The 14,357-nt window shown below is 62.9% G+C and carries 9 protein-coding genes; 8 read left to right on the top strand and 1 reads right to left on the bottom strand.

The features are described 5' to 3' along the window. Nucleotides 1–36: 36 nt before the first annotated feature. Together HOLFODRAFT_RS0203110 and HOLFODRAFT_RS0203105 are read left to right on the top strand one after the other, a co-directional pair. The gene (locus tag HOLFODRAFT_RS0203110; RefSeq protein ID WP_084053735.1) at nt 37–1,662 is read left to right on the top strand and encodes a methylenetetrahydrofolate reductase C-terminal domain-containing protein; all 1,626 of its coding nucleotides are present in this window, start codon (nt 37–39) and stop codon (nt 1,660–1,662) included. Between the two features lie 44 nt (nt 1,663–1,706). Beyond that, on the top strand, nt 1,707–2,810 hold the full coding sequence (locus tag HOLFODRAFT_RS0203105; protein ID WP_005032689.1) for a UDP-N-acetylglucosamine--N-acetylmuramyl-(pentapeptide) pyrophosphoryl-undecaprenol N-acetylglucosamine transferase: 1,104 nt from the start codon (nt 1,707–1,709) through the stop codon (nt 2,808–2,810). A 627-nt stretch (nt 2,811–3,437) separates the two neighbouring features. On the opposite strand, the gene HOLFODRAFT_RS19050 is transcribed toward HOLFODRAFT_RS0203105, so the two are convergent. Then, a complete protein-coding gene (locus tag HOLFODRAFT_RS19050; RefSeq protein WP_005032686.1) occupies nt 3,438–4,721 on the bottom strand; it encodes an L-lactate MFS transporter in 1,284 nt (427 codons plus the stop codon). A gap of 674 nt (nt 4,722–5,395) precedes the next feature. Between HOLFODRAFT_RS19050 and nuoE the strand changes: the two genes are divergently transcribed. The 6 genes from nuoE to HOLFODRAFT_RS19040 all read left to right on the top strand — a co-directional run bounded on the left by nuoE (nt 5,396) and on the right by HOLFODRAFT_RS19040 (nt 14,153). Next, the gene (gene nuoE / locus HOLFODRAFT_RS0203095; protein WP_005032683.1) at nt 5,396–5,923 is read left to right on the top strand and encodes an NADH-quinone oxidoreductase subunit NuoE; all 528 of its coding nucleotides are present in this window, start codon (nt 5,396–5,398) and stop codon (nt 5,921–5,923) included. Between the two features lie 10 nt (nt 5,924–5,933). Further along, entirely contained in the window at nt 5,934–7,784 is a 1,851-nt protein-coding gene (locus HOLFODRAFT_RS0203090) for an NADH-quinone oxidoreductase subunit NuoF (protein ID WP_005032682.1), read from the top strand. Nucleotides 7,785–7,796: 12 nt separating this feature from the next. Beyond that, nucleotides 7,797–10,517, top strand: a complete 2,721-nt coding sequence (gene fdhF / locus HOLFODRAFT_RS0203085; RefSeq protein WP_005032679.1) for a formate dehydrogenase subunit alpha — start codon at nt 7,797–7,799, stop codon at nt 10,515–10,517. Nucleotides 10,518–10,625: 108 nt separating this feature from the next. After that, complete coding sequence (fdhD, locus tag HOLFODRAFT_RS19045) at nt 10,626–11,420, top strand: formate dehydrogenase accessory sulfurtransferase FdhD (RefSeq protein ID WP_005032677.1); 795 nt, start codon at nt 10,626–10,628, stop codon at nt 11,418–11,420. Between the two features lie 522 nt (nt 11,421–11,942). Then, nucleotides 11,943–13,181, top strand: coding sequence for a S41 family peptidase (locus HOLFODRAFT_RS0203070; RefSeq protein WP_005032675.1), 1,239 nt, complete (start codon nt 11,943–11,945; stop codon nt 13,179–13,181). Between the two features lie 3 nt (nt 13,182–13,184). Beyond that, nucleotides 13,185–14,153: a divergent polysaccharide deacetylase family protein gene (locus HOLFODRAFT_RS19040; protein ID WP_005032673.1), complete on the top strand. Its 969-nt coding sequence runs from the start codon at nt 13,185–13,187 to the stop codon at nt 14,151–14,153. The last annotated feature ends 204 nt before the right edge of the window (nt 14,154–14,357 follow it).

Below are 14,357 nucleotides of genomic sequence, written 5' to 3'. Positions count from 1 at the left end.
CTGGGCTCCCTGACGGGCCCATGGCAGCGATGCGCCATGGTGGACCACTTGCCAATTCAGTCGCGGTTCCTAGCATTTGAAGGAGGGCTTCCGGTGGAGCATCTCGGGACATTTCAGCAGTCGTTGCAGGCCAAGGATGTTTTCAGCGTGACCTGGGAGCTGGTGCCAGGGCGCGGGGCCCGCGAGAAGGCTCAGGATGTGGTCTTCGCCTCGGCGGAGAAGGCTGCCAAGGGCGGCAGGATCCACGCACTGACCATCACGGACAACCCTGGCGGACATCCTGCGCTTGCCGCCGAGATGCTGGGTGTGGAGATCAACAAGCTGGGCATCGAGCCCCTGGTGCACTTCACCTGCAAGGACAAGAACCGCAACCAGATGGAAGGACTCCTCCATGGCATGGAGCGGGCCTCCATCCACAACCTGCTGGTGATGACCGGCGATTACACCTATTCGGGCCATCTGGGCCGGGCCAAACCGGTCTTCGACTACGATCCCACCCACCTGCTCACCCTGATCACCGATATGAACCAGGGTCTGGAAGTGCCCACCATGAAGGGCACCGCCCGTCTGGCCCCCTCTCACTTCTTTGCGGGCGCTGCCGCCAGTCCCTTCAAGGCTACGGAAGCCGAGCTGGTGACCCAGTACTACAAGCTCAAGAAGAAGCTGGACGCCGGGGCCCAGTTCATCGTGTCCCAGCTGGGCTACGATGCCCGCAAGTTCCACGAGCTGCTCCAGATGGTGAAGCACATGGGCTATGGCCACATCCCCGTCCTGGGCAACATCTTCATTCTGCCCCTGGGGGCCGCCAAGCTCATGAACCGCAATGGCCTGCCGGGCTGCGTGGCCACGAACGAGCTGGTCGCGGCCCTGGATGCCGAATCCAAGGCGGCGGACAAGGGCAAGGGCCTGCGCCTGGAACGGGCCGCCAAGATGTACGCTTTCATGAAGGGCATGGGCTTCGACGGGGTGCACATCGGAGGCCACGGCGTTTCCTACGATGACTTCGAGTTCGTCGTGGGCCGGGGCGAGGAGCTGGTTCCCAACTGGCGGGATCTGGTGCACGAGTTCAACTTCCCCCAGGCCGAGGGCTTCTACTACTTCGAGAAGGACGCCAAGACCGGACTCAACACCGAAACCCCTGTGGACCGCTCAGAGCGTCCTTCCTCCCCACTCTCCTACAAGGCCATGCTGGGCCTGCACCATGCGGCCTTCGAGCCCGGCGGCATGCTCTTCAAGCCCATGCAGACCATTGCCGCGGCGGTGGACGGCAAGGCCCTGGAGCACTCCTATACCAAGGTGGAGCACCTCATCAAGGTGGTGAGCAACGAGTGTGAGAGCTGCGGCGACTGCGCCCTCTTCGATCTGGCTTACCTCTGCCCCATGAGTCAGTGTCCCAAGGCTCAGCGGAACGGGCCTTGCGGTGGTGGTCTGAACGGCTACTGCGAGGTCTACCCCAAGGGCAGCCATGGGGAGATGCAGTGCATCCATGTCCGGGCCTACAATCGCCTCAAGAGCCATGGGGCCGAGGAACAGCTCGGAGCCTATCCTATTCCGCCCGTGAACTATGACGCCCGTTGGACCTCCTCCTGGCTCAACTTCTACCTGGGCCGGGACCACTCCGCCAAGCGTCTTGGCATCGAAGCTCCCAAGAAGGACACGTAGGACCCATCCAGCTTTTCTGCGGGGGCCTGTTGTAGTCTGAAACCATGAGCGAGCTTACCTTTCAGGATGCCTTGGTATTCACCGGTGGAGGCACCGGGGGGCACTACTTCCCGGCTGTGGCCCTGGCCGAAGGGGCCCGGGTCCGCTGGCCCGAGCGGCCCATCGCCTTTGTGGGCGCCTGCCGGGGTATTGAGGCCAGGCAGCTGCCGCAGTCCTCCTGGCCCCATCTCCTGCTGGAGGTGGAAGGCTTCCTTGGGCGTTCTCCTGTGCGGGTCCTGAAATCCGCCCTGAAGCTTTGGCAGGCCCATCGCTTCCTGGTGCGGACATGGAAGCGTGAGCGTCCCTGGGCGGTGGTGGGCACCGGGGGCTATGCCAGCGCCCCGGCCCTCCTGGCGGCCCGCTCTCTCGGTATTCCCTACTTCATCCATGAGTCCAACGCGGCTCCCGGAGCCCTGGTGCGCTTCCTGGCCAAGGGCGCCCGTCGGGTCTGGTGCGGCATGGAGGCGGTGCAAGGGTGCCTGCCAGGGGCCAAGTGCCTGGTGGTCGGCACTCCGGTGCGGGCTGGCTTCCTCCGGGAGTTCAAGCCGTTGAAAGAGCTTGCGCCTCCCTATCGCCTCCTGGTCCTCGGGGGGAGCGGCGGCGCCCGGGCCATCAACCGGGCGTTGGTTGAAGTGGGGCAGGGGCTTCTGGAGGAGCACCCGGGGTGGGAGATCCTCCACCAGACCGGACCGGCCCAGCTCGAAAGCCTGAAGGGAAGCCCCCTCCATGCCCGTCACACCCTGGTGCCCTTTCTGGAGGGCATGGACGGGGTCCTGGAGGGAACCAGTCTTCTGGTCTCCAGGGCAGGGGCCAGCACCTGCTCCGAGCTGATCGCCTGCGGACGCCCGGCGATCCTGATCCCCCTTCCTACCAGCGCCGGGGATCACCAGCGGATGAACGCCCTGGCCATGGCCTCCGAGGGGCGGGCGGAAGTGGTCGAGGAGGGGCCGGACTTCGTTCCACGGCTTCGGGAGGCCATGGCCAGACTCATGGGATCCGCCGAAGGCCGGGAGGCCCTTTCCAGACCGGAGCGCAATGTTTCCATCCAGCGCTGCCTGGAGGACCTGGCTTCTGGGCTTGCAGGCGCCCAGGCCCCTGTCATGGAGTAGGATCGGCGGGAAAATCAGAATCAGCCGGAGATGGACGGGGAGGCGCGGGGATCATGAAAGCCCACCAATGGGCGGACACTCAGGCCGCCTGTCCTTCCCGGAACCAAGGCTGAGTGTTCTGGTTAACCGCAGCATCCTCTTTCCCGATTATCGGCTTTGCTCAGCCGAAAAAGACATGAGCTGGGATACCCAGGATGAAAGGGATGAAAAGCCGCTGACAGGAGGCTCGGCGCTCTGGCCAGGTTCAGGAAGGGCAAGGGGGCGTAGGCACACATACGTGCCACAGCCCCCTTGCCCTTCCTGAACGCGTGCGGCTTTGCCGCGCGCCCCCGCATAGCGGGGCGGGCCAGATCGCCTTTGTGAGCCATCGTTGTCCGCTGATTGCTTTATCCTGTTCGACCGGGCATCCCAGCTAATTCATTGCTTTTCGGTGCCTGCCAAAAGTCTTACCAGCCCTTTGGGTTTGGCTGAAGCAAACCGATAATCAGGTCCTCTTTTATCCCCGTGAATCTTGTCCATCCCGGGCCAACATGCTTTTCTCCCCGGGCAAAGCGGAATCCGTGGCCCTTCATGGAGATCACCCCCCGGCATATTCAGATCCGGGGGATGGCTTCGATGCAGGACAGGCTACTGCTCGGCGCTGAGCAGGGTGCTGGGAATGGCCAGCCCCTTCCTGGCCAGTTCGCGGTTGACGAACAGCTTCATGGCGACGGAAACGGCGGTGGCCAGCAGGAAGATCACCGAGTAGACCTTGGTCATGGCGGCGTAGCTGCCGGTCGCCTGGTGGAGGTAGGAGGCCAAGCCAGAGCCCACCAGTCCCGCCAGGGCCCAGGCGGTCAGCACGTAGCCGTGGATGGCGCTCACCTGCTTGGTGCCGAAGAGATCGCCGATATAGGCGGGCAGGGTGGCGAAGCCCCCGCCGTAGCAGGTCATGATCAGGTAGAGCACCACCTGGAACATGAGGACGGCTCTGAGGCTGGGCAGGAACCAGAAGGCCAGCACCTGGATGACAAAGAAGGCGATATAGGTGTTAGGGCGCCCGAAGGTGTCGGAGAAGGAGGCCCAGGCTAGGCGGCCAAGGCCGTTGAAGAGGCCGATCATGCCGACCACGGCGCTCGCCGCCAGCACACCCATGCCGGTCACTTCCTGGGTCATGGGGGATGCCACGGAGAGGACCGAGATGCCGCAGGTGATGTTGATGAACATCATGAGCCACAGTCCGAAGAAGGGCCAGGTTTTGACGGCTTCGTTGGCGGTCATGGGCCACAGATCCATGGTGGGCTTCTGCCTGCCGGAGGCCAGGGCTTCATCCATGCCCGCGGGCTTCCAGCCAGCGGCCGGGGGGGCCAGATAGCTGGCCGAGGCCAGCATCACGACCAGGTAGACGATCCCCAGGATCAGAAAGGTGGCGGAGATACCAACGCTCTGGATCAGCTTGGCCATGACGGGGGCACCAAAGAAGGCGCCGAAGCCGAAACCCATGATCGCCAGACCGGTTGCCAGGCCCCGGCGATCCGGGAACCACTTCATCAAGGTGGAGACGGGTGCGACATAGCCGGTGCCGAGACCGATGCCTGCAATGCAGCAGGAGAGATAGAGCAGCCACAGGCGGACGCCGTTGTTCACCACCAGACTGGAGGTCACGGCGCTCGCCGCGAAGAGTCCAGCGGCCCAGAAGACCGCAGCGAGGATGCCAGCCTTGCGGGGACCATGCTTTTCCACAAAGTGACCCATCACGGCCGCCGAGGTGCCCAGGAGAAATATCGCTAAACCGAAAGGCATTCCCGCCTGGAATTGGGTCCAGCCGAATTCATTGATAAAAGGGTTCTTGAACACGCTCCACGCATAGACAGAGCCAAGCGAGACGTGAATTCCGACTGCAGCCAGCGCGATCAACCATCTGTTTTTCATTGCTTGCCTCCTGGTCTGTGGGTTTGGGGTCATTGTTGAAAATGATATATTTTGTGTGAAAAAATATGTAATAGATGCTTTGACCTGTTGAATGAAGATCCTGCTTGATCGAATGACCAAACCTATTTTGAACATAGTGGATTATATTGAATCAAGTCTTAAATATATGTATTTATTTATCGATAGCTATTTCTCTATATTCAAGGCGGTATCTGGTCATATCGTGAAAATAATCAGTATTACAATGTATTTTAATGATGTAATAACTATGCTTAGATATATGTATTGACGGTAATAGATTGCATGTGTACCAAGTCGACATCCCTGTTTCTCTGTAGGGGCTGCTTTTGTGACGATTGAATGTCATGATTCTGATCTATAGTCTTCCGATGGATCAGGCCCCCTCCCGTATTTCCTGGAAAGGGTTTGAGCCATCCACCTCCCGGTGATCGGCCTGGTCCGGCGGTGTGGGGGTTGGTAATCGATAAAAACATCACTATTTGGGAGTCTGGTATGACCATATGCTTCCCACTACAATGAGGCTTCATGTCGACCAATGCTCTGATGCTCTAACACCCTGGAACCCCTCTGGGCACGTTGCGGCGACTGCCCGTTGTTTCTAAGACTCTGGACGAAAACGCATCCATACATCCCTACACAGTAAGGAGGGCACTATGACTGAGGTGAGCAAGGGACATGCGGGGGAGCCGCATGTTCATCGAGGAGAGGGTTGCGGCTGTCTCGCCGCCGACTTGGCCAAGGCGGAGGAGATCCTCGCGGAACTGTCTCCCGTGGACTCCGGGGATTTGATCCCCCTGCTGCAGCGTCTCCAGGATGCCTACGGATACCTGCCCGCTGACGTGCTTGCGGAGGTGAGCGAGCGCACGGGGATTCCCCTCAGCCGCATGTATGGTGTCATCACCTTCTACACCCAGTTCTCCACCACTCCCCGGGGACGCCACACCATCCGCTGCTGCACCGGCACGGCCTGCCATGTGCGGGGCGCCAAGGATGTGGCCGAGGCTCTCCTGCATGAAGTCGATGTGGAGGTCGGGGGCACCACCGCCGACGGCCGTTTCACCTTTGAGAACGTGGCCTGCCTTGGAACCTGCTTCCTGGCCCCCGTGGTCATGGTGGACGACGAATACTTTGGCCAGCTCACGCCTGCCAAGGCCCGGGCCATCGTGAAGAACTATTCCTGAGGAGACGGCCATGTCCGAACAGCAGATTACCAATGTGAAGGAACTGACGGCCTGCCAGGAGAAGTTCCAGGAAGAAACCAATCGTTTCCGGGCTCGGGTCATGGTCTGCAGCACCGGCTGCAGGGCCCTGGGCTCCGAGGCCCTCAGCAAGGCCTTCCACGACAAGCTGGCCGCCGCCGGGCTGGAGCGGGAGATCGCCGTGGTGGAAACCGGGTGTCACGGACAGTGTTCCCGGGCTCCCCTGGTGCTCATCGAGCCCTATGACTTCCTTTACGGCCCTGTGAAGGCGGAGGATGTGGACGAGATCATCCAGACCACCCTGGTGGGCGGCAAGCCCGTGGATCGGCTCTGCGAGATGGTGGACGGCCAGCCCTGTCCCACCCGTTCCGAGATCCCCTTCTTCAAGAGTCAGAGCCGCGAGGTCATGAAGCACTGCGGCAGCCTGGACCCCAAGCGCCTGGATCAGGCCATCGCCCTGGGCAGCTATCAGGCGGCCGCCAAGGCTTTGACCACCATGACTCCCGAGCAGGTCATCGCTGAAGTTCTCGAAGCCGGCCTCAAGGGGCGTGGCGGCGGCGGTTTCCCCGCCGGCATGAAGTGGCAGTTCTGCCGCAATGCGCCGGGCACCGAGAAATACCTGATCTGCAATTCCGACGAGGGTGATCCCGGCGCCTTCATGGACCGGGCCCTGCTGGAGGGCGTGCCCCACCAGATCGTCGAAGGCATGATCATCGCCGCCTACGCCATCGGCGCCAGCAAGGGCTTCGTATACGTCCGGGCCGAGTACCCCATCGCTGTGGAGCACCTGAACATCGCCCTCAAGGCGGCCCGGGCCCACGGGCTTCTGGGCAAGAACATCTTCGGCTCCGGCTTCGACTTCGACATCGAATGCCGCATGGGCGCCGGTGCCTTCGTCTGTGGCGAAGAGACCGCCCTCATCGCCTCCCTGGAAGGCCAGCGCGGCACCCCGCGACCCCGGCCTCCCTTCCCGGCCCAGAGCGGCTACAACAAGAAGCCCACTATCATCAACAACGTCGAGACCCTGGGCAACGTGCCCAGGATCATCGCCGAGGGCAAGGAGCGCTTCGCCTCTGTGGGCACCACCGGCGGCAAGGGCACCAAGATCTTCGCCCTGGCGGGCAAGGTCCGGAACACGGGCCTGGTGGAAGTCCCCATGGGCATGACCCTGCGGGAGATCGTCTACAATGTGGGCGGTGGCGTTCTGGATGACCGGCCCTTCAAGGCGGCCCAGATGGGTGGCCCCTCCGGCGGCTGCGTCCCGGCCGAGTTCCTGGACCTGGCCATCGACTACGATTCCGTGAAGTCCGTGGGCGCCATCGTGGGTTCCGGCGGCCTCATCGTCATGGATGACAACACCTGCATGGTGGACATGGCCCGCTTCTTCATGGAGTTCGTCCAGGAGGAGTCCTGTGGCAAGTGTCCCCCCTGCCGGGTCGGCACCCGCCACCTCAAGGACATCCTGGAGCGCATCTGTGCCGGTCACGGCAAGGAAAGCGACCTGGATGAGATGGAGAAGCTGGGCAAGGAGATCATCGCCGGGTCCCAGTGCGGCCTGGGCCAGACGGCCCCCAACCCCGTGCTCTCCACCATCCGCCACTTCCGGGGCGAGTTCGAGGCCCACATCCGGGATCACAAGTGTCCCGCCAAGGTCTGCCAGGGGCTCTACCAGTTCGTGATCGATGCCGACAAGTGCATCGGTTGCGGCATCTGCGCCAAGAACTGTCCCACCGCGGCCATCTCCGGGGAAAAGCGCAAGGCCCATGCCATCGATCAGCAGGCGTGTGTCAAGTGTGGTGTCTGCAACGAGAAGTGCCCCTACGCGGCCATCTCCAAGGTTTAATCGGAGCCTCTGATGAAAGAAAACACTGAAAAGGGGAATACCGTTCTGGTGAACATTGATGGCCGCGAAGTGGCCGCCACCGTCGGTTCCTCCCTTCTCGACGCTGCCCTGGCGGCGGGTATCCACATCCCCCACATCTGTCATGACCCCCGGTTGACCCCCACGGGCGCCTGCCGCCTCTGTCTGGTGGAGATCGAGGGTGAGCGGGGCTTCCAGACCTCCTGCACCCGCACGGTGGCCCAGGGGATGAAGGTCCGCACCCAGACCGAGGGCGTCCGCGCCTCCCGGAAGAACACCCTGGAACTGCTCCTGAGCGAGCATTGCGTGGACTGCCTGACCTGCGACAAGGATGGCGATTGCCTCCTGCAGGATTACAGCTACGAGTACCAGGCGGACAAGGCCCGCTTCCCCAATGTGGCCCCCGCCGCCGGGGAACCCAACTACACCACCGAGAGCTTCGCCCTGGAATACGACCCCTCCAAGTGCGTGCGCTGCCAGAAGTGCGTCCGCTACTGCCAGGAAGTCCAGATGGCCGAGGCCATCACCATGGCCAATCGCGGTGGCAGCATCGAGGTGAGCACCGGCATCGGGATCTCTCTCAACGAGAGCTCCTGTGAACTCTGCGGCGGCTGTGTCAACGTCTGCCCCACCTCCGCCCTTTACGACAAGCAGGCCAAAGGCCTGGGCCGTTCCAAGGACCTCAAGAAGGTGCGCACCACCTGCACCTACTGTGGCGTGGGCTGCCAGATGGACTTCAACGTCAATCCCAAGACCAACCGCATCGTCCGGGTCACCAGCGAAGTCGGCTGCATTCCCAACAACGGCAGCCTCTGCGTCAAGGGCAAGTATGCCTTCGACTTCGTCCACTCCCCCGAGCGGCTCACCACGCCCCTCATCAAGGAGAACGGCGAATTCCGCGAGGCCACCTGGGATGAGGCCCTGGCCCTGGTGGGCAAGCGCATGACCGAGATCCGGGACCAGCATGGCCCCGATGCCATCGCCTTCCTTAGCTCTTCGCGCTGCACCAACGAAGAGAACTACCTGATGCAGAAGCTGGCCCGCACCGCCGGTCGCACTAACAACATCGACCAGTGCGCCACCACCTGCCACGGCCCCTCCGTGGCCGGTCTGGGCGAGTCCCTGGGCTCCGGGGCCATGACCAATGCCATCGTCGAGATCGAGGACGTCCAGACTCTCTTCCTCATCGGTGCCAACCCCACCGAGGCGCACCCCATCGTGGGGCTGGCCATGAAGAAGGCTCTCCGCAAGGGCGCCAAGCTGGTGGTCTGCGATCCCCGCGACACCTGGATGGCCAAGCGTGCCGATATCCACATCAAGCACAAGCCCGGCACGGACAACATGCTGATCAACGCGATGATGGGTTACATCATCGAGAAGAACCTGCATGATCCCAAGTTCGTCGAGGAGCGCTGCGAGAACTACCCTGCCTTCCTGGAGAACCTCAAGGGCTACACCATCGAGAAGGCGGCGGAGGAGTGCGGCGTTCCCGCCCACCTCATCCGTGAAGCGGCAGAGATGTACGCCAAGGGCACCCCCTCGTCCATCTTCTACACCCTCGGCATCACCGAGCACTCCTGCGGCACCAACAACGTTCGCAACCTGGCCAATCTGGCCATGCTCACGGGTCAGATCGGCAAGCGCTCCTCGGGCATCAACCCCCTCCGTGGGCAGAACAATGTGCAGGGAGCCTGCGACATGGGCGCCATGCACATGGCCCTCTCTGGCTACCAGAAGGTGACCGATCCCGCGGTGCGGGCCAAGTTCGAAGCGGCCTGGGGCGTCACCCTTCCCACCAATGTGGGCGGGCGCGTTACCGACTTCATGGAGCACGCGGGCGAAGGCAAATTGAAGGCCTTCTACTGCTTCGGCGAGGACCCCATCCGCAGCGAGCCCAACTCCACCAAGCTGGCGGAGGACATGGCCAAGATCGACTTCCTGGTTTCCCAGGAGATCTTCATGACCGAAACCGCCAAGCTGGCGGATGTCATCCTGCCCGCCACCTGCTTCGCGGAGAAGGACGGCACCTTCGCCAACACCGAGCGCCGCATCCAGCGGGTCCGCAAGGCCGTCGATGCTCCCGGCCAGGCGCGCCCAGACTGGCAGATCATCAGCCAGGTCGCCACGGCCATGGGCTACCCCATGTCCTACAACGATCCCGGCGAGATCTACGACGAGATGGCCGCCCTCTCCCCGAACTTCGCGGGCATCAACTACGAGCGCATCGACAAGGTGGGCATCCAGTGGCCTTGCCCCACCAAGGAGCACCCGGGCACCCCCTTCCTGCATGCAGGCCGCTTCACCCGGGGGCTCGGGCTCTTCCAGGCCATCCCCCACACCCCGCCTGTCGAGGTGCCGGATGCGGAATACCCCATGATCCTGTCCACGGGGCGCACCCTCTTCAACTACAACATCGCCAACATGACCCGCAAGACGGCGGCCATCGAGCACAAACAGCCCGAGAACTTCGTCGAGGTGCACCGCGATGATGCCGCCGCCATTGGGATCAAGAACGGCGACATGGTGAAGGTGGAAACCCGGCGCGGTTCGCTGGTGGTCAAGGCCCACGTGGCCCGCAAGGTCCGTCCCGGCATGATCTGGATGGCCTTCCACCACGAGGAGTCCAACACCAACCTCCTCACGAACGACGCCTTCGACACCACGACCCGCACAGGTGAATACAAGGCCTGCTCGGCGCGGATCTCCAAGCCCTGAGTTCCGTTGAAATGACACACAAGCGGGCCCCGGTTTCCGGGGCCTGCTTTGTATGGATATAGACTGGATCATCTCGCTCCGGGTTCACCCCGGTTTCAGGACGCCTTCATGGACAACTCAGTCAAGCACGCCATTCCGGTGAGCATTCTCCGCCTCGGCTCCACCGAGGTGGAGCTCGGGCATCGCTCGCTGATCCAGGAGGCGCCCCTCATCATTTCGGTCAACTGGGCCCAGGAATACTCGATCATGCGCACCCCCGGCCATGACGAGGAGCTCACCGCGGGCTTCCTCTTCACCGAGGGCATCATCCAGGGCATGGATGAGGTCACCCTGATGCGCAAGTGCAAGGGGGAGAAGGGTGGCATGGATGTGAGCACCCTGGACACCGGGGCGCCGATCGTCAAGCGGGCCACTTCCGTCAATTCCTCCTGCGGACTCTGCGGCCGGGTGGACCTGGACTCCCTGATCGAAGGCCTCCAGCCTGTGACGGAGGCCTTTCCCTTCCCGGCGGAGCGGCTCCACGAATTGCCCCATCACATCCGGGAGGCCCAGGCCCTCTTCCATGCCACCGGAGCCAGCCACGCCGTGGCCCTCTTCGATGCCCTGGGGCAGGTGGTGGTGGTGCGGGAGGACGTGGGGCGCCACAACGCCCTGGACAAGGTCATCGGAGAGCGGCTCCTGGCCCGAAGGCCCCTGGCTAGTCACGGGGCCTTCCTCTCGGGCCGCGCCAGCCTGGAGATGATCATCAAGGCCGCCCGGGCCGGTTTCCCCATGGTGGCTGCGGTGAGCGCCCCCACGAACCTGGCTGTGGAGGCCGCCGAGCGCTTGAACATAACCCTCTGCGGGTTTGTGCGGGGCAGGGAGATCACGATCTATACGCACCCCGAGCGGATCACGGTCTGAAGACAAGGGTGGCCGCAGTCTCCGGGCGGGAGAATAGACTCCTGCCAGTTCAAAAGATTCCCAACAGGATATGCAGGATGGGCAGGATAAAAGCAGACCCGGTTATCGACTTTGTTCAGCCGGAAAAGATTTGAGCTGGGATGTCCAGGATAAAAGGGAGAAAAATTGCTGACAGGAGGCTCGGCGCTCTGGCCAGGTTCAGGAAGGGCAAGGGGGCGCAGGCACGCCTACGTGCCATAGCCCCCTGGCCCTTCCTGAACGCGTGCGGCTTTGCCGCGCCCCCCCGCATAGCGGGGCGGGCCAGATCGCCTATGTGAACCATTGTTGCCCGCTGATTGCTTTATCCTGTTCATCATTTTGCATCCCAGCTGATATTGCTTTTAGGTGCCTGCCTAAAGTCCCCCTGGCCCCTCGGTCATGGCTGAAGCCAGCTGATGACCGGGGCGTCCTTTCCTGTCCCATTGAATGTGCTTTTTCATGCCTTCTTGAGTCTGCGGCGGTCTGAACGGCTACACTTGGGAGATGCACCAACGGACCTGGTTCTCGCTCATCACGCTGCCTCTGGTAGCGGGCTTCACCTACCCGGTGGTCTTCCAGAAGGCGGCCCCGGCGCTGCGGGCCGAATCCGCCCAGGGCTCCAAGGATCCCCTGGCGGGGCTGGCGGATATCCAGGATGTGCTCTCGCTGGTGCGGGACAACTACGTCGATGTGCCGGATCTGGAGAAGGTCATCCAGGGCGGTGTCCAGGCCGTGCTCGAGCGGGCCCATCCATTGAATGCCTATCTTTCACCCGACGATCTGCGGCTTCCAGACCCAGGGCCCGCGGAGTTCGGCATCAAGGTGGTCAAACGCCAGATCTACGCCCAGATCGTGGCGGTGGTGCCCGGCAGTCCGGCGGCCCGGGCAGGGATCCAGGTGGGGGATGTCCTCCGGAAACTGGATGGCGAATCCATTGGCCCCATGAGCTCCTGGACTCTGGAACGCCGTCTCCGGGGCGCCATCGGATCCAGCGCGATCGTGGTGCTTCACCAGGCCTCCTCCGGGGACCTCAAGACTCTGACTTTGAACCGGGAGCTTCCCGTTCACGCCCCCATCGCCATCCGCAAGGAGACCCAGGCTACGGTGTTGAGCCTTCCCGACCTGACCCTGGGGCGGGCGGACGAACTCAAGGCCCTGTTGTCGGGCCTGGATCACAAGCTGCCCCTGGTGCTGGATCTGCGCCAGTGCGCTACCGGGGATCTCCAGGAAGCCGCCCTCATCGCCGGATTCTTCCTGGGAGATGGTCCCTTTGCCACCATCCAGGAGGTGGGGAAGGGGGATCGCCTTGTCCGGACCGTGGCTGTCTCTCTGGAGCCCTTTCCCAAGCTGGCCGTCCTCCAGGGGGTCGGTACCTTGGGGGCCCCGGAGGCCCTGGTTTCCGCCTTCAAGAAGCAGGGCGTCCCCACCTTCGGGGATCGCACCGCCGCCCTTGGGGTGGAGCGCTCCCGCTTCACCCTGCGCACCGGAGCCGCTGAAATCGTCAACCGCCGCTGGGTCGGGGTGGGTGGTGAGAAGCTGGGCTTCGGCGGCGAGAAGAGCGAGCAGGCTCCCGGCGTGGCCCCACAGCACGCGCTGAAGGGGCTGAAACCCGAAGAGGATCCCCTGCCCAAGGTGCTGGAGATCCTGCTGGCTCCGCCGACCGATGAGAAAAAGCCCGGAGCCCAGGCCCGCCTGGGGCTTCCAGTCTTCTGGTTCGGGGTGGTCTCTGCGGTGACGGTCTAGTTCATGGCGCCCAAGCGACGCGGCGGCGGCACTTCCACTGGAAAACTCCTGGTTCTGGCCTGCACCATGTTGCTGGTGGGCCTGGGGCTCGGGCTCCTGTTCAGCAGCTATGGATGCGATAGGAAGCGGGATCGCAGCGGGGAAGGTCTGTTGCGCCCCGAGCCCCAGCGGCCGGTCCGCCCTCCGAAACGGCCGGAAAAGCCCACGGAGCCTGTTCCTGAATCGCCGGAACCTGAGCCCACCAAGCCTGCGGAGCCCAAGGGACACAAGGAGCCAGTGCCGGAGCCTGAAACGCCTTCGAAGCTGCCCTCCTTTGCCCTGATCATCGATGATCTGGGCTATGCCCGGCCCGAACTGGTGACCCGGCTCTGCGCCCAGTCCGTTCCCTTTGCTGTAGCGGTACTTCCCTTCCAGGAGTTTTCCCGCCAGAGCGCCGAGATTGCCCATACCAAGGGCAAGGAGGTGATGCTGCATCTCCCCATGGAGCCCATCGGGTATCCCGGGCCCAGCAAGAATCCCGGCCCCGGGGCCGTGTTCTACAACCAGTCCGAGTCCGAGGTGCGGGCGACGGTCCGGAAGGCCCTGGCGGAGGTGCCCCACCACAGGGGTGTGAACAACCATATGGGGAGCCGCATCACCCCGGACCGCACCCGCATGGGCTGGGTGCTCCAGGAGATCCATCGCTCCGGCTGCTTCTTTGTGGATAGCCGCACCGAAAAGGACACCGTGGCCCTGGCTGTGGCCCAGAGCCTTCGCGTCCCCGCGATCCAGCGCAAGGTCTTCCTGGATGATGACAAGCGCTTCGGGGAGATGGAAAAGCAGTGGGATCGCGCCATCGCCATCGCCAAGAAGGAGGGGCATGTGGTCATCATCGGTCACATCTACCCCGAGACCGTGGAGGCCCTGGAAAAACTGGTGCCCAAGTCCAAGGATCAGGTGCGCTTCGTGAAAGTGGGCGAGTTGGTGCGGTGATCGGAGGATCACTGGCTGAGCCAAAAAGATCAAAAGAGTAAACACAGACGTGATGGTCGGGCTTTGCCCGGCCACCACGTGGGGGTCAAAGGGGGGACATCGCGAGCGCAGCGAGCAGGCGGTCCCCCCTTTCATGACAGAGGGCACAGAGGTTCAAAAGAGAGGGCACAGAGAAAAGCAAAGATGGACTCTGGCTGACTGGGT

The organism is Holophaga foetida DSM 6591, assembly GCF_000242615.2.
GTDB lineage: Bacteria > Acidobacteriota > Holophagae > Holophagales > Holophagaceae > Holophaga > Holophaga foetida.
This window is presented reverse-complemented; position numbering and strand designations above follow the sequence as displayed.